Source organism: Lysinibacillus parviboronicapiens, from assembly GCF_003049575.1.
GTDB lineage: Bacteria > Bacillota > Bacilli > Bacillales_A > Planococcaceae > Lysinibacillus > Lysinibacillus parviboronicapiens.
On sequence record NZ_PYWI01000002.1, the window covers coordinates 41,950 to 63,268 of the forward strand.

Annotated in this window: 18 protein-coding genes, 1 riboswitch and 1 other annotated feature; of the genes, 11 read left to right on the forward strand and 7 right to left on the reverse strand. The window is 38.6% G+C overall.

All coding sequences use genetic code 11. The features are described 5' to 3' along the window. Nucleotides 1-57: 57 nt before the first annotated feature. Nucleotides 58-176, forward strand: a riboswitch (SAM riboswitch). A 256-nt stretch (nt 177-432) separates the two neighbouring features. Beyond that, the gene (gene metK / locus C9J35_RS02675; RefSeq protein ID WP_107923328.1) at nt 433-1,629 is read left to right on the forward strand and encodes a methionine adenosyltransferase; all 1,197 of its coding nucleotides are present in this window, start codon (nt 433-435) and stop codon (nt 1,627-1,629) included. A 104-nt stretch (nt 1,630-1,733) separates the two neighbouring features. Here the strand turns inward: metK and C9J35_RS02680 are convergent, their stop codons facing one another. After that, nucleotides 1,734-2,246, reverse strand: a complete 513-nt coding sequence (locus C9J35_RS02680; RefSeq protein WP_107923329.1) for a gamma carbonic anhydrase — start codon at nt 2,244-2,246, stop codon at nt 1,734-1,736. Nucleotides 2,247-2,380: 134 nt separating this feature from the next. Between C9J35_RS02680 and C9J35_RS02685 the strand changes: the two genes are divergently transcribed. Together C9J35_RS02685 and C9J35_RS02690 are read left to right on the forward strand one after the other, a co-directional pair. Further along, nucleotides 2,381-3,187 (forward strand): alpha/beta hydrolase, encoded by an 807-nt coding sequence (locus C9J35_RS02685; RefSeq protein WP_054767233.1) that lies wholly within the window; start codon nt 2,381-2,383, stop codon nt 3,185-3,187. A gap of 127 nt (nt 3,188-3,314) precedes the next feature. Then, the gene (locus C9J35_RS02690) at nt 3,315-4,823 is read left to right on the forward strand and encodes an alanine/glycine:cation symporter family protein (protein WP_107923330.1); all 1,509 of its coding nucleotides are present in this window, start codon (nt 3,315-3,317) and stop codon (nt 4,821-4,823) included. A gap of 26 nt (nt 4,824-4,849) precedes the next feature. On the opposite strand, the gene mnmM is transcribed toward C9J35_RS02690, so the two are convergent. Both mnmM and mnmL read right to left on the reverse strand, forming a co-directional pair. After that, nucleotides 4,850-5,443 carry a tRNA 5-(aminomethyl)-2-thiouridylate-methyltransferase MnmM gene (mnmM, locus tag C9J35_RS02695; RefSeq protein ID WP_107923331.1) on the reverse strand — a complete coding sequence of 198 codons (594 nt, stop codon included), beginning with the start codon at nt 5,441-5,443 and terminating at the stop codon, nt 4,850-4,852. Next, nucleotides 5,440-6,396 carry a tRNA modification radical SAM protein MnmL/YtqA gene (mnmL, locus tag C9J35_RS02700; protein ID WP_107923332.1) on the reverse strand — a complete coding sequence of 319 codons (957 nt, stop codon included), beginning with the start codon at nt 6,394-6,396 and terminating at the stop codon, nt 5,440-5,442. Before mnmL ends, mnmM begins: the two co-directional genes overlap by 4 nt. A gap of 354 nt (nt 6,397-6,750) precedes the next feature. On the opposite strand from mnmL, the gene C9J35_RS02705 reads away from it, so the two are divergent. The 3 genes from C9J35_RS02705 to C9J35_RS02715 all read left to right on the forward strand — a co-directional run bounded on the left by C9J35_RS02705 (nt 6,751) and on the right by C9J35_RS02715 (nt 10,305). Then, entirely contained in the window at nt 6,751-7,929 is a 1,179-nt protein-coding gene (locus C9J35_RS02705; protein ID WP_107923333.1) for an MDR family MFS transporter, read from the forward strand. 137 nt (nt 7,930-8,066) lie between these two features. Then, nucleotides 8,067-8,453, forward strand: coding sequence for an ArsR/SmtB family transcription factor (locus C9J35_RS02710; protein WP_438941194.1), 387 nt, complete (start codon nt 8,067-8,069; stop codon nt 8,451-8,453). Between the two features lie 103 nt (nt 8,454-8,556). Further along, the gene (locus tag C9J35_RS02715) at nt 8,557-10,305 is read left to right on the forward strand and encodes a SulP family inorganic anion transporter (protein ID WP_107923335.1); all 1,749 of its coding nucleotides are present in this window, start codon (nt 8,557-8,559) and stop codon (nt 10,303-10,305) included. Nucleotides 10,306-10,366: 61 nt separating this feature from the next. Here the strand turns inward: C9J35_RS02715 and C9J35_RS02720 are convergent, their stop codons facing one another. Further along, complete coding sequence (locus C9J35_RS02720) at nt 10,367-10,930, reverse strand: transposase (protein ID WP_107923336.1); 564 nt, start codon at nt 10,928-10,930, stop codon at nt 10,367-10,369. Between the two features lie 253 nt (nt 10,931-11,183). Further along, nucleotides 11,184-11,396: a binding site (T-box leader), on the forward strand. A 92-nt stretch (nt 11,397-11,488) separates the two neighbouring features. On the opposite strand from C9J35_RS02720, the gene leuS reads away from it, so the two are divergent. The 5 genes from leuS (at nt 11,489) to C9J35_RS02740 (ending at nt 17,950) form a co-directional block, all read left to right on the forward strand. After that, nucleotides 11,489-13,906 (forward strand): leucine--tRNA ligase, encoded by a 2,418-nt coding sequence (leuS, locus tag C9J35_RS02725; RefSeq protein WP_107923337.1) that lies wholly within the window; start codon nt 11,489-11,491, stop codon nt 13,904-13,906. A 337-nt stretch (nt 13,907-14,243) separates the two neighbouring features. Then, nucleotides 14,244-14,390, forward strand: coding sequence for a hypothetical protein (locus C9J35_RS24015; protein ID WP_235616182.1), 147 nt, complete (start codon nt 14,244-14,246; stop codon nt 14,388-14,390). Further along, a complete protein-coding gene (locus C9J35_RS02730) occupies nt 14,329-14,766 on the forward strand; it encodes a sigma-70 family RNA polymerase sigma factor (protein ID WP_235616183.1) in 438 nt (145 codons plus the stop codon). The genes C9J35_RS24015 and C9J35_RS02730 overlap by 62 nt, the downstream gene beginning before the upstream one ends. Then, nucleotides 14,753-15,685 (forward strand): hypothetical protein, encoded by a 933-nt coding sequence (locus C9J35_RS02735; protein ID WP_107923338.1) that lies wholly within the window; start codon nt 14,753-14,755, stop codon nt 15,683-15,685. The genes C9J35_RS02730 and C9J35_RS02735 overlap by 14 nt, the downstream gene beginning before the upstream one ends. Nucleotides 15,686-15,838: 153 nt before the next feature. Then, complete coding sequence (locus C9J35_RS02740) at nt 15,839-17,950, forward strand: MMPL family transporter (protein ID WP_107923339.1); 2,112 nt, start codon at nt 15,839-15,841, stop codon at nt 17,948-17,950. A gap of 399 nt (nt 17,951-18,349) precedes the next feature. Here C9J35_RS02740 and C9J35_RS02750 read toward each other — a convergent pair whose 3' ends face one another. Genes C9J35_RS02750 through C9J35_RS02760 form a run of 3 tightly spaced genes read right to left on the reverse strand, consistent with a single transcriptional unit; the run spans nt 18,350 to nt 21,312 of the window. Next, nucleotides 18,350-19,555, reverse strand: a complete 1,206-nt coding sequence (locus C9J35_RS02750) for an MFS transporter (protein WP_107923341.1) — start codon at nt 19,553-19,555, stop codon at nt 18,350-18,352. Nucleotides 19,556-19,565: 10 nt separating this feature from the next. Beyond that, nucleotides 19,566-20,834, reverse strand: a complete 1,269-nt coding sequence (locus C9J35_RS02755; protein ID WP_107923342.1) for a TRAP transporter large permease — start codon at nt 20,832-20,834, stop codon at nt 19,566-19,568. Next, a complete protein-coding gene (locus tag C9J35_RS02760) occupies nt 20,815-21,312 on the reverse strand; it encodes a TRAP transporter small permease (RefSeq protein ID WP_107923343.1) in 498 nt (165 codons plus the stop codon). Before C9J35_RS02760 ends, C9J35_RS02755 begins: the two co-directional genes overlap by 20 nt. Nucleotides 21,313-21,319: the final 7 nt, after the last annotated feature.

Genomic DNA, 21,319 nt, shown 5'->3' on the forward strand with positions numbered 1-21,319 from the left:
ACATAAAACGATTGACAACGTTCGACCTTTTACGTAAGATGAGAAATTGAACGGATACTCTTATCCCGAGCTGGTGGAGGGTCAGGCCCTGTGAAACCCGGCAACCTGCATGCATTATTTCACGACATGCGTTGGTGCCAACCTGATGCAAGGGGACAACCCTTGAACGATAAGAGTGAAAGGTTACGAAGTCATTATTCCTTTCCTCATGTAAAGTACACGTGAGAAAAGGATTTTTTTATTTGTAAAAATGAATGTAAAGGTAAGTATATGCACTTCTTTCCTTATTATAATGACGGATCTTTCTAAATCCTCGTGTTAAAAGCAGCAACGGCTTGAAGTTCAATCCTTTAGGAGCGAACTTGACATGGGTAATGAGTACCGTATTAATTTCGCAAATACTATTTGTAAGAGTAATAGGAGGAAAACCAAATGACAAACCGTCGACTGTTTACATCAGAGAGTGTAACAGAAGGACATCCAGATAAAATTTGTGATCAGATTTCGGATGCCATTTTAGATGCAATTTTAGCAGAAGATCCAAATGCACGTGTAGCGTGTGAAACAACTGTAACAACAGGGTTAGTATTAGTAGCAGGAGAGATTACTACTTCTACTTATGTAGATATTAAAGGCATTGTCCGCGATACAGTCGCTGAAATCGGCTATACACGTGGAAAATATGGTTTTGATGCTGAAAACTTAGCAGTACTAGTGGCGATTGGTGAGCAGTCACCAGATATTGCACTAGGTGTTGACCAAGCATTAGAAGCACGTGAAGGCTCTATGACAGATGCAGACATCGAAGCGATTGGAGCGGGTGACCAAGGCTTAATGTTCGGGTATGCTTGTAACGAAACGCCGGAACTGATGCCATTACCAATTAGTTTAGCGCATAAATTGTCTCGCCGTTTAACAGAAGTACGCAAATCAGGTGAATTAGCATATTTACGTCCCGATGGTAAAACACAAGTGACGATTGAATATGATGAAAATAATGTGCCAGTTCGTGTGGATACAATTGTTATTTCAACACAGCATGATGAAGAAGCAACACTTGAACAAATTCAAGCAGATTTAAAAGAATTAGTAATTGCCCCAGTAGTTCCGAGTGAATTACTTGATGGAAATACGAAATATTTCATCAACCCAACAGGCCGTTTCGTAATCGGCGGACCAAAAGGTGATGCAGGTCTTACTGGCCGTAAAATCATCGTTGATACATACGGTGGTTATGCTCGTCATGGTGGTGGCGCATTTTCTGGTAAGGATGCAACAAAAGTCGATCGTTCAGCAGCATATGCAGCACGTTACGTAGCGAAAAACATTGTTGCAGCCGGCTTAGCAGATCGTGTTGAAGTACAGCTGGCCTATGCTATTGGTGTAGCACAGCCGGTATCTATTGCAGTGGACACGTTTGGTACAGGGAAAGTAAAAGAAGACGAAATCGTTAAATGGGTGCGTGAACTATTCGATTTACGTCCAGCAGGTATTATTAAAATGCTTGATTTACGTCGCCCAATCTACAAACAAACTGCTGCTTATGGTCACTTTGGACGTACAGATTTAAACGTGCCTTGGGAAAATACAGACAAGGCTGATGCATTAAGAGAGAAAGCTAGTCTATAAGTCGCTTTTCAAAAAAGCATTGTTATGTTTTCATAAAGATATACTTTCTATTAAACGAAAGGGGACTAAGAATATTTCTTAGACCCCTTCTTTTTCATTAGCAATCATTTTTGCAAGGATTTGTAATATTGCCCTTTTTCTGCGTATTCGCGAACGATGCGTTCCATATCTTTTATATCTTCGGCATTTAATTCACGGACAACTTTTGCCGGACGTCCTAATGCTAAGCTATTAGGAGGAATGACTTTACCTGGAGGTACAAGACTGCCTGCACCAATGAATGCACCCTCTCCGATTTCTGCTCCATCTAAAATAATTGAGCCCATTCCTATCAAGGCATTTTTTCGAATCGTACAACTATGTAAAGTGACTTGGTGCCCAACTGTTACTTCATCTTCAATAATCAATGGATATTTTGGACTTTGGTGTAAGCAACAAAGATCTTGTATACTTACACGTTTACCAATAATTGTAGGAGATACATCGCCTCGAATTACAGTATTAAACCATATTGTCGTTTCAGCACCTATCGTAACGTCGCCAGTAACGGTCGCATAGTCGGCAATAAAAACAGATGGATCGATTGTTGGTGTTTTATCTTTAAAAGGATAGATCATAGAAATCGCCTCTTTTCTTTCTTTGATGTAGTATTATCGTATCAAATACGCAACTTATTGGAAATATAAAATTAAAATGTGCAAGATATTTAGTTATAATTAATATGTAACTATTTTTTAGGAGGACTATGTGAATGTGGAAATGGGAAGCTGATGGACATGCGAAAGCTGTAATAGCTATACTTCATGGTGCTTATGAAAATCACCGTTGGTACGCATGGCTTATAGAAAAACTTAGAATGGAAGGCTTCCACGTAGTCATGGGGGATTTACCAAATCATGGCGCCAAGGCAAAACTTTCGCGTGTCCATGATGAAGACTTTAAAGAATATAATAAATATACAAGGAATCTAATTGAAAATGCCTTTTCATATGATTTGCCCGTATTTTTAATAGGACATGGCTTAGGTGCAACATTAGTATTACATACGGTGCACAAAAGAAAATATGAATGTGCAGGCATTGTTTTAACATCACCTTGGCTGCACTTAAAATTATTGCCTGGTAAAATGTCAAATGCTTTAACAAGCCTAAGTGCTTTAACGGCTAATGTCAAAATGACACATGATATTACATTTGAAAAATTGACACGTAATGTGGAAGGTAGAAATGAAATGAAGGATGAATTTCCGTTCAAATCAGTCGTATCAGTAAAATGGTATCGTGAATTACAATATATGATGCGTAATTTAGTCATTATGACCAAGGCGGAATTTCCCAATATGCCGATGCTTGTTATGACTGGAGAAAAGGACAGCATTACGGAAACGAGACAGACGCGTAATTGGCTACATCAACAGGAATTCACCGAATTTCAATTTAAAGAATGGGCGAAATGCTATCATAATCTATTTCATGAGGTAGAGCGTGAAGAGATATTTGTGTATATACGTGATTTCATTAATAATGCTCTCCGCCGGATTGGTTATATAATTGAATAGATGATTGCCCTCCATAGAAGTAATGTTTCTTTAGACTGTAGTTACATGAAAATAATGTTGTAATTTTCTGAAAAGTGTAATACTATAATGTCTAAATGAAAGGACATTCAAAAATTGGGGGGATATAATGGAAGCTATTGTTGGAAAACTGAATGATATTCTATGGGGACCTTGGTTTATTTATGGTATTTTATTAATCGGACTATTTTTCTCAATTATAACGCGGTTCCTACAAGTTCGACACATTAAAGACATGTTTGTCTTAATGTTTAAAGGTGAAAAGTCTGATAAAGGGATATCATCTTTCCAGGCAATGTCAATTGCATTATCAGGTCGTGTAGGTACAGGTAATATTGCTGGTACTGCTACAGCAATCGGGATGGGGGGACCTGGAGCAGTATTTTGGATGTGGGCGATTGCTTTCATCGGTGCTGCCACTGCATATGTTGAGTCGACATTGGCACAGATTTATAAAGAAGAGAAAGAAACGGAATATCGTGGAGGGCCGGCCTTTTATATTGAAAAAGGAATGGGTCAAAAATGGTTTGCCATTATTTTTGCGATTGCTGCATTAATCGCAATGTTAATATTAATGCCAGGTGTGCAATCAAATGCGATTGCAGGTGCTGTTGAAAATGCATTTGGCATAGAAACGTGGATTACTGGACTTATTATTGTTGTGTTGTTAGGTGCAATTATTATCGGTGGGGTTAAATCGATTGCAAATGCTGCACAAGTAATTGTACCATTTATGGCGTTAGCTTATATTATTATGGCAATCATTATTATTGCTATGAATATCTCGGAAGTGCCTACTGTATTTGCATTAATTTTCTCAAGTGCTTTTGGTGCTCAGGAAGTCTTTGGTGGTATTATTGGCTCAGCTATTGCTTGGGGCGTTAAGCGCGGTATTTATTCAAATGAAGCTGGTCAGGGAACTGGAGCGCATCCAGCTGCTGCCGCAGAAGTTTCACATCCTGCTAAACAAGGTATTGTGCAAGCAGCTTCAGTGTACATTGATACATTACTAATTTGTTCAGCTACAGCATTTATGATTTTATTTACTGGTATGTATAATGTGCAAGATGAAAAGGTTGCTGAAGGTACTGATCCGTATATTCATATTGGTGAATTCAATCAAAATGGTTTATCTGGGGAAGAACAGATGACATTTGCGAAAAGTATAAAAGAAGGTGCTGCGTATACACAATACGCGGTTGAATCCTCACTACCAGGTTTTGGAGCACCGTTCGTAGCGATTGCTTTATTCTTCTTTGCATTTACAACAATTATGGCCTATTACTATATTGCAGAAACAAATGTGGCCTATTTATTCAAAGGTCAAACGGAAAAGATTTTTATTTGGTTAGCTAAGATTGCGATTTTAATAGCAGCCTTCTATGGTACCGTTCGAACATCCGATCTTGCATGGGCTATGGGGGATGTAGGTTTAGGTTTAATGGTATGGGTTAACGTTATTGCCATCTTAATCATTATGAAACCTGCTATTGTCGCATTAAAAGATTATGAGAAACAGAAAAAAGAAGGGAAAGACCCTGTCTTTGATCCTCGTAAACTAGGTATAAAAGGTGCAGATTTTTGGATAGACTACAACGAAAAACGTAAAAATAAATAAAAAAAAACGAGACTATGAAACTTTCATCATAGTCTCATTTTTTTATCGGTAGGTAGCTCTTTCATTTTTTCTAATGCAATGATAAAGGGTGGATCATTTTGTTGGTTTAGAAATTCATATTTTAACACATGGACATTTTTTTGTGGTAAATGACTGACGTAGTCAATAACTGCATCGCGTTCTTCTTTGCCACCAGGATGACCATGGTAAATGACTAGGATAATAAGTCCGCCAATTTTTAGTAGTTGTAGTAAGTCTGTGATTGCTAAGATGGTCGTATTGGGTTTCGTAATGATATTGTGATCACTACCAGGTAAATAACCAAGATTAAAAATAGCCGCGGCTACTGGCTTCTGTACATGTTTTGCCACATGCTCGTGACCTGTATGTAAAACAAGAGCACGATGTTCTAATGCATTGTCTAGAAGTCGATGGAGTGTTGCATCGACAGCGCTTTTTTGCACATCAAAGGCAAATACTTGTCCGTTATCACCAACGAGCTGTGCTAAAAATAAAGTATCATGTCCATTGCCAGCAGTTGCGTCCACGACTGTATCCCCATCTTCAATCGCTTCTGTTAATAGTTGCTGGGCATATTGTAAAACACGTTGTAGCTTCATTTTACGACCTCAGTCTGAAAAAGCTTACCTTGCCAGCTTCCACGTCGTTCTAATTCCGCATCAATGCCGTTCAATACTTCCCATTTATTAACACTCCACATAGGCCCAATCATTAAATCGATTGGTCCATCACCTGTTATGCGATGTATGACCATATTTGGTGGCAATATTTCTAATTGATCTGCTACTAGCTTCGTATAAACATCCTGATCTAAAAATTTTAGCATTCCTTTTTCATATTGCTTTACCATTGGCGTCCCTTTTAATAGATGAAGTAAATGAATTTTAATACCTTGGACATCGAGCTTTGCCACTTCACGAGCAGTTTCCATCATCATGTCATAGTCTTCCAGGGGAAGTCCGTTAATGATATGAGAGCAGACACGTATACCATGTTTGCGAAGCTTTTCTATGCCTTCTACATACGTTGCATAATCATGGGCGCGGTTAATAAGATTTGCCGTTTTTTCATGCACTGTTTGAAGACCGAGTTCAATCCATAAATACGTACGTTCGTTTAGCTCTGCTAAATATGCGACAACATCATCTGGTAGGCAGTCTGGACGAGTAGCAATTGATAGCCCAACTACACCTTCTTGTGCCAATGCAGCTTCAAATTTCTCTTTTAAAACTGCAAGGGGAGCATGGGTATTTGTGTAAGCTTGGAAGTAAGCCATGTATTTGCCATTCTTCCATTTTTGATGCATTTTGTCACGAATTTCAGCGAATTGCACATCGATTGCATCAACTTTGTTTCCTGCAAAATCACCAGAACCTGCTGCACTACAAAATGTACAGCCACCAAATGCGACTGTGCCATCACGATTCGGGCAGTCAAAACCTGCATCAAGCGCTACTTTAAATACTTTATGCCCAAATTGATCGCGTAAATAGCGATTCCATGTATAGTATCTTTTCCCTTCAGAAGGAAAAGGAAAGTTTGTTTCTGACATGTATTTCACTCCTCTAACACTATATATTATCACGTGCTTGCGCTTCCGTCATGAAGTAATGATTTTATTCTGCACAAGCAGTTGCTAACCGTCCACTTTAAAACAAAAATAGAGTAGGACAATTAGCCGATGTTTTAGTAATCGTAAGTAAGTAAATGAAAGAACAATAATAAGTTCCCTGATGCCTGAGATTACTTATAAGTGAACCGTATCGGTCAGTAATCTGTGAAGTGAAAATCCTATTACCAAGTAAGTTCACATATATGAAGGAAAGGTAAATTTATTTTCCTTGTACATTTTCATATTTCAGCATAAACTAACTATTTAGAGTAGCGAAATAACGGAGGACATGATATGCCAAAAAGTGTTTGGTTTCTAATTATCGGTATGCTTGTGAACACAACGGGCAACTCTTTTTTATGGCCCTTAAATGCCATATATATGCATGACTATTTAGGTAAGTCACTTGCAATGGCTGGCTTTGTATTGATGCTGAATTCAGCTGCGGGTGTGTTAGGCAATCTACTAGGTGGTTATTTATTTGATAGAATAGGTGGCTATAAGTCAATTATGTTAGGTATTTTATTGACGATTGTTTCCTTAATCGGACTAACCATTTGGCATGGATGGCCACATTATGTGTGGTTCTTAACGATTCTTGGTTTTAGTGGCGGTATTGTCTTCCCTGGGATGTTTGCATTAGCCGGAGCGGCTTGGCCTGAGGGAGGTCGCAAGGCGTTTAACTCGATTTACTTAGCACAAAATTTAGGTGTCGCAGTAGGTCCTGCCCTTGCAGGCATTGTCGCAGATTATAGATTTGACTACGTATTTATGGTAAATTTAGGGATGTATATCCTGTTTTTCTTTATTGCATTATTGACTTTTAAAGGGTTAGATGCGAGAAGCATTGCGCCTAAAAATGTAGTGAGTGAAAGTAAACGCATCATAAATAAAGCGCCATTCTATGCATTGTTAATACTTAGTTCATCATCTGTATTATGTTGGCTTGCTTATTCACAATGGAGTGCGACTATTTCTTCCTATACGCAGGATTTAGGTCTTGGCTTAAAGCAATATAGTTTACTCTGGACGATTAATGGCTTACTTATTGTTTTAGCCCAACCATTAATCGCGCCATTGGTGAAGCGTTGGGAAGATAAATTAAAAACTCAATTAGTATTTGGAGTAATTCTGATTGCGATATCATTTGGGATTATTGCATTTGCGAGCGACTTTAAAATGTTTGCGGCTGCAATGGTTGTTTTAACATTCGGCGAAATATTCTATACGCCTGCCTTACCGACTATTGCCAATCTGCTTGCCCCAAAAGGGCGTCAAGGCTTCTATCAGGGCATTATTAATAGCGCAGCGACTGGCGGTCGTATGATTGGTCCTTTATTCGGTGGCATAATGGTTGATCAGTTCGGTATGATTGTGCTTGTATCGATTTTAGTCGTTATTGTGTTAATGGCCATTATCCCATGCCTACTGTATGATCGTCCGTTAAAAAGAGATCATATAATTACAGATTAATAAATATGAGAATCAGATATTAAGTGTGTGAAAAGTGTGCTAAAGCAGATTTTTCATACGCTTTTTTTATTTTGTAGTTGAAATCAATTGGGTTAAAGATTACAATCATACATATTCAAATATTTGAATATGTAAACATGATAAGCCTAGTCACAAAGTACAGTCATAGTGGAGGGATCTACGTGGAAGAGGGTTTACAACAATTTAAAGCTGATTTTTTTAAAGCTTTAGCACATCCATTACGTATAAGGATTCTTGAATTATTGGTTGATGGTAAGAAAAGTGTGAATGAAATTCAAAGCTGTCTTGAGAAAGAAGGTTCAGCCGTTTCCCAACAGCTGAGTGTCTTGCGGACGAAGAATATTGTATATGGGACGAAAGAGGGTAAAAAAGTTTACTATTCTTTGAGTGATCCGATGATTATAGAATTACTAGACGTTGCAAAGAAAATTTTTAACAATCATTTAGTCAATACCATTTCAAGATTAGAAGAAATGACTGTCAGTGAAAATACGATGACATGATATAAGAGCTTATCTTTTATCTTCTTGGAAAGTATCCTGAATTCTAATGAAAGGTAATCTTGCTAACTTGATTCGATGAATTAATTCGAAGGGAAGATTTACTATGAAGTCACAGTTTACAGGGCGGCTTGAAGGATATTCTGTTGGTCTTTTTAAAAAAGATTTACTGTCAGGCATTATTGTCGGTATTGTTGCTATCCCATTAGCAATGTCCTTCGCGATTGCGTCAGGTGTTAAACCTGAGTATGGAATTTATACCGCATGTATCGCAGGGATACTTATCTCGGTATTTGGAGGTTCGAAATATCAAATAGGGGGACCTACAGGCGCATTTGTCCCAATTCTGTTAGGTATCGTGCTCACTTATGGTTATGAAAATTTATTGATTGCCGGTTTGATGGCTGGCATTATGTTATGTTTAATGGGGATTTTTAAGTTAGGCACGCTCATAAAATTTATCCCACGGCCTGTAACTATCGGATTCACAGCTGGTATTGCAGTAATTATTTTTACAGGTCAAATTGCTAATTTTCTAGGTCTAACAGGTATTAAACGACACGAGTATTTTATTGCGAATATAAAAGAACTTGTCATGCATGTAGGCACGACAAATTATTATAGTATTTTAATAGCCATCATTAGTCTTGTAATAATTCTTGCAACACCAAAAATATTGCCAAAAGTACCAGGAGCTCTAGCTGGAATTGTTATTTCTACACTTATCGCAACATTGTTCTTCTCAGGACAAGTAGCGACAATTGCAACAGCCTATGGTGAAATTCCTAATACCTTACCAAAATTTTCGATTCCTGAAATTACGTTCGAGCGTATTCAATTATTAATAGGACCTGCATTTGTCATTGCTATGCTTGGAGGGATTGAATCCCTATTATCGGCAGTCGTAGCGGATGGTATGACAAATAGTAAACATAATAGCAATCGGGAGCTTGTTGGACAAGGGATTGCTAATATTGTAACGCCTTTATTTGGAGGGATTCCTGCAACGGGTGCCATTGCTCGTACCGCTACCAATATTAAGACGGGTGCAGCTTCGCCGGTGTCAGGCATTATTCATGGGGTATTTGTGTTAGTGACACTATTGTTATTAGCCCCTTATGCTTCTCATATTCCATTGGCAAGTATGGCGCCTGTTTTAATGGTCGTTGCTTGGAATATGAGTGAACAGCGGCATTTTGCACATATTGTAAAATTGAAATCGGGAGATTCACTTGTTCTGCTTATTACATTTTTACTTACGGTTTTCACGAGTTTAACATTGGCTGTTGAAGTTGGTCTTGTTTTAGCGGTTGTATTATTTGCGAAGCGCATGAGTGAGAAGCTTGTAGTCTCGAAGGTTTTACCAGATCATTCTAAATCGAGTGGCAAGGTGCAACCGAATGTGGTCAATCAAAAACATGATTGTCCGCAAGTTAGTATTTACACAATTGAAGGGCCATTATTTTTCGGTGCAGCACAAACTTTTGAGCAAACGATTTTAAATTCACTTCATTATCATCCAAAAGTTTTAATTTTACGAATGAGTAAAGTGCCCTTCATGGATTCTACAGGTGAATCTTATTTTAGCAATATAGTGGAAAGTTTCACAAATCGAGGTGGCACAGTGTTAATCACAGGTGTGCAAGCGGAATTAAAAGAGGCACTTCGGCGAAATGGCTTATATGAGAAAATTGGTGAAGAAAACTTCTATCCGCACACAGGAGATGCTATCAATAAAGCTCTAAGTTATTTGGATGAAACGCAATGTGTAGGGTGCAAGCATTTTGCGTTCCGTGAATGCACAGAACTATCGAAACCAGGGAAACCGGGGTGCCTGGCACACGAAAAATTCTGACAATTTACTACAATTAAAAAAAGCTCCGTATGAGGAAAATCTCATCCGGAGTTTTTTGTGTTCAGTGCATCAATTGCTCGTTTTGTTCTTCCTCACAATAATGGCAATAGGCCTGTGAGTTTTGGGGTAAAAAGGTTTTTAGTAAAGTTGTATCAAGAAAAGAGTGGTGCGAGGGAATATTGTACTTGTAGTGCTGAAAGGAACTGTATGGATAGTGTTCCATTTTTTCAACTATCGGCGTGTTTGTTGAGATGGGGTTGCGGTGAATGTAGCGACTTACGGTGAGCATGCCTATGGGGGAGGGAACAAGCTCTGCGAAATATCGACGCTCGTAAAGCTGACCAGTATATTGATATTTCTGTTTGAAGTATTCACTGTAACGGCGGTTAATAATAGCCATAACTTTCCCTAACGGCACTTCAGGGGAACGTATAAGCAGATGATAGTGATTAGACATAATGCAATAAGCGACGATACTAAATGTATATTTTTGATGGGCATATTGCAGGACACGAAAAAAAGCTTGGTAATCAGCAGAGTTACTAAAAATAATTTGGCGATTATTACCACGCATCACGACATGATTGTAATGATATGGGGACCACTGACGCTTTTTTCTAGCCATAAGACTTTCCCTCCTAAGTAGTTTTCTTTAGCATAAAAATGATGACCAGTCTCGTCAAATACACACATGCCTTAAAAATAACTAATATTTTCTTTTTGATGACAGAAAAACACTGATAATTTTGAAATCCCTATAAAAATAACCATGAAAAAATTTTTTTGCTAATTGTTTGAGAATTGTGTGGGTGCCAGGCACCAAAAAAGGAAAGCACTTGTGCTTTTTTGAACTTTCCATTAGAATAAATGCAATACATGTAAAGACAGTGATGAGGAATAGTAGATTTGTCGTTCTTTTTAGAGAGCTAGCGGGTGGTGGAAGCTAGCAAGAAAGCAAATTGAACTCGCCTGCTGAGTCTGCTCGCGTGATATCCACGTGCGCCGTTCCTTCCGCGTTAAGGAAGCTTGAGCCGAGTGTGATCACTAATTTGGGTGGTACCGCGGGAGAAACGAACTCTCTCGTCCCTTTCTAACAAAGGAAGGGGCGAGTTTTTTTATTTTTTAAATATTTTGTCAATTCTAACAGTAAGTAAATAATGCACATATATAAGGAGGAATTTACGTGACTTTTATTCATCAACAAGTCGAAAAAAAATGGCAGCAATATTGGGCTGACAACAAAACGTTTAAAACAGAAAATGAAACGGACAAACCGAAATTTTATGCATTAGACATGTTCCCATATCCATCTGGCGCAGGTCTTCATGTAGGGCATCCAGAAGGTTATACAGCAACAGATATCCTATCACGATTCAAGCGTATGCAAGGCTATAATGTTCTACACCCTATGGGTTGGGATGCATTTGGATTACCAGCAGAACAATATGCACTAGATACAGGAAATGACCCAGCTGAATTTACTGCAAAAAATATTGCTACATTTAAGCGTCAAATCCAAGAATTAGGCTTTAGCTATGACTGGGATCGAGAAATTAACACAACGGATCCTGAATACTACAAATGGACACAATGGATTTTCATTCAACTTTACAAAAAAGGTTTAGCGTATATAGATGAAGTGGCTGTAAACTGGTGCCCAGCATTAGGAACAGTACTTGCGAACGAAGAAGTCATTGATGGGAAATCAGAGCGCGGTGGTCACCCCGTAGAACGTCGTCCAATGAAGCAATGGATGCTAAAAATTACTGCTTATGCAGACCGCTTAATCGATGACTTAGAGGACGTAGACTGGCCAGAATCAATTAAAGATATGCAACGCAACTGGATTGGTCGTTCAGAAGGGGCAGAAGTAACATTTGACATCGATGGGACAGACAAAAACTTTACAGTCTTCACAACTCGTCCAGACACATTATTCGGTGCCACTTACGCAGTACTTGCACCAGAACATAAATTAGTAGCACAAATTACAACTGCTGACCAAAAAGAAGCGGTTGAAGTATATCTAGATAAAGTAAAATTAAAATCTGACCTTGAACGTACAGATTTAGCGAAAGAAAAAACAGGTGTTTTCACTGGCGCTTATGCTGTAAACCCAGTAAACGGTCATAAAATGCCAATTTGGATTGCGGACTATGTACTTGCTACTTATGGAACAGGTGCAATTATGGCGGTTCCTGCACATGATGAGCGTGACTATGAATTTGCCAAAGAATTTGGTTTAGACATCAAAGCAGTGCTTGAAGGTGGAGACGTCGAAAATGAAGCATTCACTGGCGACGGTAAGCATATTAATTCTGGTTTCCTAGATGGTCTTGATAAAGTTGAGGCCATCGCCAAAGCAATCGAATGGTTAGAGAAAAAAGGTGTGGGTGAGAAGAAAATTTCTTATCGTCTGCGTGACTGGTTATTCTCTCGTCAGCGTTATTGGGGTGAGCCAATTCCAATGATTCATTGGGAAGATGGTACAACGACGCCAGTACCAGAATCAGAATTACCATTAATGCTACCGAAAACAGATAATATTCGTCCTTCTGGTACAGGTGAATCACCACTGGCTAATATTACAGATTGGGTCAATGTTGTAGATCCTGAAACAGGCAAGAAGGGACGTCGCGAAACGAATACAATGCCACAATGGGCAGGTTCAAGTTGGTACTTCCTGCGCTATATCGATCCGAACAATACGGAAGCAATTGCAGATCCAGAGTTACTAAAACGCTGGTTACCGGTTGATATATATATCGGTGGAGCGGAACATGCGGTACTGCATTTACTTTACGCACGCTTCTGGCATAAAGTTCTATACGATTTAGGCGTAGTACACACGAAAGAACCATTCCAAAAGCTATTCAACCAAGGGATGATTCTTGGAGAAGGTAACGAAAAAATGTCTAAATCAAAAGGCAATGTTGTGAACCCAGATGAAATCATTGCCTCTCATGGTGCAGATACATTGCGTCTCTATGAAATGTTCATGGGTCCTCTTGAGGCTTCTGTTGCATGGTCGACGAATGGCTTAGACGGTGCTCGTCGTTTCTTAGATCGCATTTGGCGTCTATTTGTCAATGAAGAAGAAGGTACGTTATCAGAGAAAATTCAAGTGTCAGAAGATAAGTCCCTTGAAAAATCATTCCACCAAACAGTGAAAAAAGTGACAGAAGACTATGAAGGTATTCGCTTTAATACGGCTATTTCACAAATGATGGTATTCATTAATGATTGCTATAAAGCTGATGTAGTGCCAACAGCTTACGCACAAGGCTTTGTGAAGATGCTTGCACCAATCGTGCCTCACGTTGCAGAAGAATTATGGCAATTGCTTGGACACGAAGGGTCAATTTCGTACGAAGAATGGCCAGCATATGATGAATCCAAATTAGTGGATGACGAAGTAGAAGTGGCTGTCCAAGTAGCAGGTAAAGTACGTGCGAAAATTATTGTCGCAAAAGATGCTTCCAAAGAAGATATTGAAAAGGTAGCATTAGCAGACGACAAAGTACAGGAATATATGGCGGGCAAAACTTTAGTAAAAGTAATTGTGATTCCAGGTAAGCTTGTGAACATCGTTGTAAAATAAATATTTGTGGAGAACCGAGTAATATGCTTATGATAAGCACATTACTCGGTTCTTTTTTTCTTTACTTACGTAATTTATAGGAAAGATTACATATGTTGTTATAGTAAAGAAATGTTTCTTTTTAATAAGGGAATTCACAGATATCCCGCAGATCGTTTTAACTAGAGAATGTTAGCCGCTAGAAGGACCTAGTCATTAGTCATTACATCACTCAAATAGGAGAATGCTTATCGATATTTAGAAAAAGTGTCCAGTATTTGGGCACTTTTTTCTCTATACTGAAACCAAGTGAAGATTCCTGACGACTATAGAGAGAACGGGAAAAGGAGGTGTTTGTTTGAGTGAGCAATTGGCAGCCATTATGGATGAACACGGTGAATATTGTCTCCGAGTCGCTTATTTGTACGTAAAAGACTGGCCGATTGCAGAAGAAATTTGTACAGGATGTGTTTCTCGCCTATTATCGTCAACAGCATTGCTTTGAACAAAGAGCTTCGCTAAAAACATATTTAGTAAAAATTACTGTACATAAAAGTCATGATCATTTACGCAGTTGGAAAAATAAACGATATCTGTTATTTGAAAAGATCCATATTAGGGCAAGTAAACGTACGCCAGAAACGGATTTAATTGAAGCTGATGAGCGAATAACTTTAAAAACAGCTCTGTTTGAGCTACCGATTGTTTATAGAGAAGTGCTAATTCTTTATTATTACCAGGAACTAAAAGTGGGTGACATAGCAGATGTGCTTGCTTGTAGTGAAAATACAGTAAAAACAAGGTTACGCCGTGCAAGACACAGACTACAAGGAAAACTCGAACAAAGCGATTGGGAGGTGCTAGAAGATGACATCTTTTAAGGACAAATTAAATCGTGAACTTGGTGAAGATGCTCTTTTTTCACAGCAGTTAAAAGAGAGCATATTACAACAAACGAAGAAACCATTTAGAAAAAAGGTGCATTGGCAGTATTCTGTTGTGCTATTTGCAACGTTATCTATTTTAGTTCTCTCCATACTCGCTGGACCTTGGACAAAAACCGATGAACGACAGACAATTGCCCAACTAGACGAAGTGATGAAGGAACAGCCCTCAATTAAGAAATTTACAGTCACCAATAATAACGATCGCTGGACGTTCGCGGCACAGAAGTATGCATGGAATGTCCTACAAGATAACTTTGAAGCTAAACGAGATAAACAGCTACTGCAAGAACTGTTAGATCATGCTCGTTTAGGGGTAGGGGAGATGAGCAGTCAAGGTAGTTACCAGGATATTTATATAGAATTCAAGGATGGTCAGATACTACAGCTAAAATTAAAAGCCTATGAAACGGGGCTTGGCTTTATCGATATGCAGACAAATATATTTTATGTTGTAGAGGGTGAAGCGGCCAAAAATATCCTAGCATTGATAGCAAGTGATTTAGGTATCAAGCCAAAGGTGAGAGTACTAGTTATTTTCATGCTATCGCTTGCCACAGTAGAGTATGTAACGCGGAGAAAGTTAGGGAGTAAAAGGAAAGATCGTTATGCAAGTCAGATGCATAAAATAGTGGAACGAATTTTTTCTGTAGTGGTGTTTTTCGTAATCTATCTGCTGATGGTGTCGGAGTGGTTACTATATAAGCCAGTTATTTTAGTAATGCTAACCTTCACCATGATGATGAGTATATCCATTAATCATCTATTTGGCTATCGCTTAACAGAGCATCTGCTGTCTATAGTTGTTTGGCTTATCAGTATCTTATTTTTAATTATTATAATGATAATAATTTAGCACTTGTACAGTAGTAGCTGTAAGTTAAATCATTACATCGCGTGCTCTTTCCATAATCGCTAAGACTGGTATGTATTTATTCTTTTAGTTCATCTAAAGTTCATTTTCCTCTTTTACAATTGCAAATGTAAAGAATATAGAGGAGTGAACAAGATGAAAAAATTTGCAGAGAAAAAACGTTGGTTGGCTATTTTATTTACATGGTTACTTGTGATGATTGTGTTGTCAGCTGTTGCACCAGGGGCAAAAGAAGTGACTTCACCTAGTAAAAATGCAGGCTTGCCAGACGATGCTTTATCCATTCAAGCCCAACAAATGGTAAAGAATTATTATCCTGCATCACAAGGTTTACCATTATTTGTTGTGTTGCATGATGAGCAGGGCTTTGACAATGCTACTATTAAGGAGTATATGACAAAGGTAGAAGCAGTGATGGCTACATCCAATTACGATTTAGCGGTCGTGCCATTATCACAAATGCCAGAGCAAGCATGGACATCATTTGTTGCTGAAGATAAAACAACATTCTTTATGCCAATTGTTTTCCCAGAAGGAAATGAAACGAAGGCAGTCAAAAAAGAATTAGATATCTTAAAAGAAAAAACTGCCGAAGCAATTCCTACTGTGGATGCATTCTTTACAGGGCCAACTGGTATTGTAGCAGATACGTATGAGATGTTCTCTAAAGCGGATATTGTTCTTATTTTAGGAACGGTAGCTGTCATTTTGGTATTGCTCATTGTAATTTATCGTTCGCCATTACTTTCATTAATTCCATTAATCGGAGCAGGTATTACGTATGTGATTGTAGATAAAGTACTCGGATTGATGGGGAAAGCCGAGGTATTTCCGATTGATAGTCAGGCACTTTCAATCATGATGATTTTACTGTTTGCTGTAATTACTGATTATTCGTTACTGATTTTCGCTCGCTTCCGTGAAGAATTAGAAAAAGGCTTAACTACGAATGAAGCAATGAAAAATGCGGTGAAATTTGTAACAGAGCCGATAGTATTTAGTGGTAGTACAGTGATGCTGGGAATGCTGACACTATTCTTTGCAGTGTATGAATCCTATCGAATTTTTGCACCCGTATTTGCAGTTCCGGTGCTTATTATTTTAGTGGCTGGCTTAACGTTAGTCCCTGCATTATTTGCTATAGCTGGAGACAAGGCCTTTTGGCCATTCAATCCCCGCAAACGTAAAGTAAATGTAGAAAAAGAGGGCTTTTGGCATCGGGTAGCACGTGTTGTTACTAATAAGCCGCTTCTCGCCATGGTACCCGTGCTAGTGATATTACTTATTTTTACCTATCAAGTGAAGCATATTACGTATACATTTAATTTACTCAATTCATTCCCAAGCGAAATGTCATCAGTACAGGGATTTAAGCAACTAGAAAAAGCTTTTTCTCCAGGGGAAATTGCGCCCACAACGGCAATTATTGACGCTAAAGCAGATTTAACAGAGGCACAAATTACAGATATTATGAGCGCTTTAGAAAAGCAAGAAGGTATTGAAAAAGTAACGGCGCAAGGTCATGTGATTGCCGAAAAGGATGCCAGCATTGTAAAACTAAACGTTATACTAGATGAAAATCCATATTCGGAATCGGCCTACGATCATATAGAGCAAATCCGTGCCCATGCAGATACCATTTTAGCTCATGCAAAAATTGAGGGTGATTTGCATGTAGCAGGTGAAACAGCGCAGCAAGCTGATATTCGTGCAGTCAGTCAAGGAGATGAGTGGCGTGTAGCTGTTATCATGACGATCTTAATTACAGTGATGCTTGGTATCCAAACGCGGTCACTACTTGCACCGCTTTATATGATGGCGACCATTTTATTATCATTCGGTGCTGCACTAGGAATTATGGTGTTCTTTTTCCAGGACTTACTTGGTTACACAGGCGTGAGCTATCGTATTCCACTCTATACATTTGTCTTTATCGTCGCTCTTGGTGTGGATTATTCCATCATGCTTATGTCTCGTATTCGTGAGGAAAAACGTCACTTGCCAATCAAGGAAGCTGTTCTAGAAGGTGTGGGGAAAACTGGTAGTGTTATTTCGTCCGCTGGTTTGCTATTAGCTGCAACATTCGCGGTTTTAATGACACAACCAGTAATGGAATTACGAGCATTTGGTTTTGCAGTATTTGTAGGGGTATTAGTTGATACATTCCTTGTTCGTCCAATCATTATTCCAGCCATTATTGTGTTATTAGGAAAGTGGAGTTTCTGGCCAAAAAAATTGAACGAGTAAAGTGTTGAATAAATGATCATTAGGCATACAGATGCAATCGTTAATAAATGCTAACATGCCTCACTGAAAGAAAGAAGTTGTCTCAAAACATGTTTGATTCATTGATTTTTCGTCCCAGATTCAGAGCACAATAGAATCAGTAGGCGGTACAAGTTGATTGGTGTGGAAGGCGTGACACTCCCGCAACAGACACAGCACGTGCGGAAAATTCAGTTTTGCGGAGACCCGTCGCAAATAATTAGTTGGGGCGGTGCCTGGAACGGATTTCAACGGTTTCTTACTAGTATTCTAAAAGAAAAAGACTGTAGACAAACTTTAAAGAAATTTGAGTTTGTCTACAATCTAAAGATACCTCTTTTAAGAGAACATCTCTTTTTTTGTTTCGCTCCATTCTTCTTACTAATAGCATTCACTTTTTCTTCTATTATGTGTGATAGTTAAAAAAAGTATATAAAGAATAGGGAGAATTATTGTCATGATTACGATGCCTTGCCATTGATAAAATCCCCATATTGGACTAAGTAACGAACTTCCACAAGTGACACCAATATAATAAGAAACGAGATATAAGCTAGAAGCACTTCCCTTTTGATGGGTTGCACTACGGCTAACAGTTGCTGACGTTAATGCATGGGCTGTAAAGAAACCCAAACAAGCAAGGCATAAACCAACAATAATGATGAAAAGTGAATGGCTTAGTGTTAGCGCAATACCACTAACTAGTAGGAGCACACCAATAGTTCGTATGCTGTTAATTCCTATTTTTTCTGCGATAGCACTAGCGATTGGCGAACCGACAATGCCTAAACTATAGGCTAAAAAAATGAAAGAAATCGTTTTTAATGAAAGAGAGAAGGGTGGTTCTGTTAAATGAAACGGAATAAATGTCCACATTCCTGTAAATGATATTTGTAAAATAATCCCTAATCCAAATAATATCAGCAGATTTGGGTTTTTTAGATGAATCCAAAATCCGTGTACATCTGTTTTTATGGATCGACAATGTTGTACAAAATGCTTAGATTTGGGAAGTGCTAGCCAAACGATTATAAAGATGATGAAACCAAGAAGGGCAAGTGAAAGAAACGCTGTTTCCCAAGAATAACGCTCTGTCACTGAGCCCATGACTAAGCGACCGATTGTTCCACCAAGTGCGTTACTTGAAATATAAAGGGATGTGGCTAGCCCCATCGATTGACTATCAATCTCTTCACTAATATAAGCGAGTGCCGCTGCTGGTACACCAGCAATGGCAAAGCCCTGTATAAATCGCCAAACAACAATATGAAAGAAAGAGTCGCTAAATGCCATAAAAAGAAAAGGAATCACTGTGAGAATGAGCGCAACCTTAATGAACAGTAAACGCCCGTGTCGATCAGATAAAAAGCCGAATACCAATAAGCCTATAATGACAGACAATGTTGTCATCGACATCGCCAAACTTGCATAAGAAGCAGATAGATTAAATTGTACAGTAAAGAAGGGGAGCAAAGGCTGAACCGAATACATCGAAGCAAAGACGAATACGGATGCAAGACCTAAGCTCATGACGATAACCCAAAATTGCCTATCCTTAATTGAATAACCCTTTTTGAATGTGTTCATCAGAACATCCTTATTTCATTTGCTCTGGTAACCACAGTGATAGTTGTGGCAGCAAGACAACAATAGCTAAGAACACAATCATTAAGACGATAAACGGAATGACCCCTTTGACAACTTCACCAAGCTTTTCTTTGGTAATCCCACTAACAACGAAGAGATTCAGACCAACTGGTGGTGTAATCATCCCAAGCTCCATGTTAATCGTCATAATAATAGCAAAGTGAATAAGGTTGATATCGAAATGTACAAGGATTGGTAATAAGATTGGTAATGTTATTAAAATAATTGAAACTGCTTCTAAGAACATCCCCATAACAAAGAATAAAATATTAACAATAATCATGAAAATCCATTTGTTCATATCACTTTCTGCAATCCAAGCACCAACTTGCTGTGGAACTTGGGCATTTGTTAAATACAAACCGAATAAGGAAGCGGCACCGATTATTAAGAAAATCATGGCTGTGATATTAATAGATTCTACTAGTACTTCTCGGAAGTCTTTTAGTTTCATTTCGCGATAGATGAAAAGTGAAACAATTAAACCATAAAATACGGCGATGACTGCGGATTCAGTTGGTGTTACAACACCAGAATAAATAGTACCTAAAATAAGGAAAGGTAAGAAGCCACCCCAAATGGCTTTTAGGGACTTCCGCCAACGCACCTCCCAAGTTGCAGGCTCATCTCCCTTAAAGCCATTTCTTTTTGCGTAGAAGATGGCTGCAATGATTAAGATGCCAGTTAATGCAAGACCAGGAATAACGCCAGCCATGAATAATTCACCGATGGATTGTTCAGATGTAATACCATAGATGATTAAAGGGACACTTGGTGGAATTAAAATACCTAGCGTACCACCAGCAGCAACAAGACCCATCGAGTAACGTTTTTTATAACCTGCTGAAATCATTGCAGGAATCATTATAGAGCCGATGGCTGCAGCTGTCGCCGGGGAAGAACCCGAAATGGCAGCAAAGATTGCACAGGCAACGATAGTTACTACTGCAAGCCCTCCAGGAAGGTGACCAATCCAAGCACGTAATGCTTCGATTAAATATTTTGAAATACCACCACGCGCCATTAGCACCCCAGCAAGAACAAACCCTGGAATCGCCATCATCGGGAATGAATCAAGTGCAGTGAAAATTCGTTGTGGAATCATGTTCATATTAAAATCAATTTGGAAGAATACAAGAATAGTTGATAGTGCTAAACTGACTGCTACAGGTACACGTAAGAAAAGTAAAATAAAGAAACTAAGTAAGAGGATTAGCATATTCTTCATCCTTTCCACGTAGAATATTGACTAATCTTTCTACGAATCTTAGTAAGAATAAAATACCTGAAATAGGTAGTACTAAGTAGACAACCCACATTGGAATGCCAATATCAAGTGACACCATGCCAGATGTATAACGGTTCTCTACTAGAACAAAGCCATAATACGTATAGATTAAACAGAACAGGATGCTTAAGCCTGTTGCGACTATGTCTAGAATTCGTTTCATCGAAGGTTTTAGCTGATCGTATAAAATGTCTACTTGAATATGTTGATTGTGGCGCAGTGCTAGGCCAAACCCTAGAAAAGTGCCCCAAATGATTGTATATCGAGCGAGTTCTTCTACCCAAGCTTGAGGTTCGTTGAACAAGTAACGCATGATTACGCCATAAAAAATGAGTACTATACCAGTGACAAAAAAGAAACCAGCAAGAATCTCTTCTAAATAACCCCATGCTTTATGTAAAGCTTTCATTCTAATG

Coding starts and splice junctions, on each gene's coding strand:
- metK (WP_107923328.1), top strand. CDS start 433: ATGACAAACCGTCGACTGTTTACATCAGAGAGTGTAACAGAAGGACAT.
- C9J35_RS02680 (WP_107923329.1), bottom strand. CDS start 2,246: ATGATCTATCCTTTTAAAGATAAAACACCAACAATCGATCCATCTGTT.
- C9J35_RS02685 (WP_054767233.1), top strand. CDS start 2,381: ATGTGGAAATGGGAAGCTGATGGACATGCGAAAGCTGTAATAGCTATA.
- C9J35_RS02690 (WP_107923330.1), top strand. CDS start 3,315: ATGGAAGCTATTGTTGGAAAACTGAATGATATTCTATGGGGACCTTGG.
- mnmM (WP_107923331.1), bottom strand. CDS start 5,443: ATGAAGCTACAACGTGTTTTACAATATGCCCAGCAACTATTAACAGAA.
- mnmL (WP_107923332.1), bottom strand. CDS start 6,396: ATGTCAGAAACAAACTTTCCTTTTCCTTCTGAAGGGAAAAGATACTAT.
- C9J35_RS02705 (WP_107923333.1), top strand. CDS start 6,751: ATGCCAAAAAGTGTTTGGTTTCTAATTATCGGTATGCTTGTGAACACA.
- C9J35_RS02710 (WP_438941194.1), top strand. CDS start 8,067: ATGATAAGCCTAGTCACAAAGTACAGTCATAGTGGAGGGATCTACGTG.
- C9J35_RS02715 (WP_107923335.1), top strand. CDS start 8,557: ATGAAGTCACAGTTTACAGGGCGGCTTGAAGGATATTCTGTTGGTCTT.
- C9J35_RS02720 (WP_107923336.1), bottom strand. CDS start 10,930: ATGGCTAGAAAAAAGCGTCAGTGGTCCCCATATCATTACAATCATGTC.
- C9J35_RS02735 (WP_107923338.1), top strand. CDS start 14,753: ATGACATCTTTTAAGGACAAATTAAATCGTGAACTTGGTGAAGATGCT.
- C9J35_RS02740 (WP_107923339.1), top strand. CDS start 15,839: ATGAAAAAATTTGCAGAGAAAAAACGTTGGTTGGCTATTTTATTTACA.
- C9J35_RS02750 (WP_107923341.1), bottom strand. CDS start 19,555: ATGAACACATTCAAAAAGGGTTATTCAATTAAGGATAGGCAATTTTGG.
- C9J35_RS02755 (WP_107923342.1), bottom strand. CDS start 20,834: ATGCTAATCCTCTTACTTAGTTTCTTTATTTTACTTTTCTTACGTGTA.
- C9J35_RS02760 (WP_107923343.1), bottom strand. CDS start 21,312: ATGAAAGCTTTACATAAAGCATGGGGTTATTTAGAAGAGATTCTTGCT.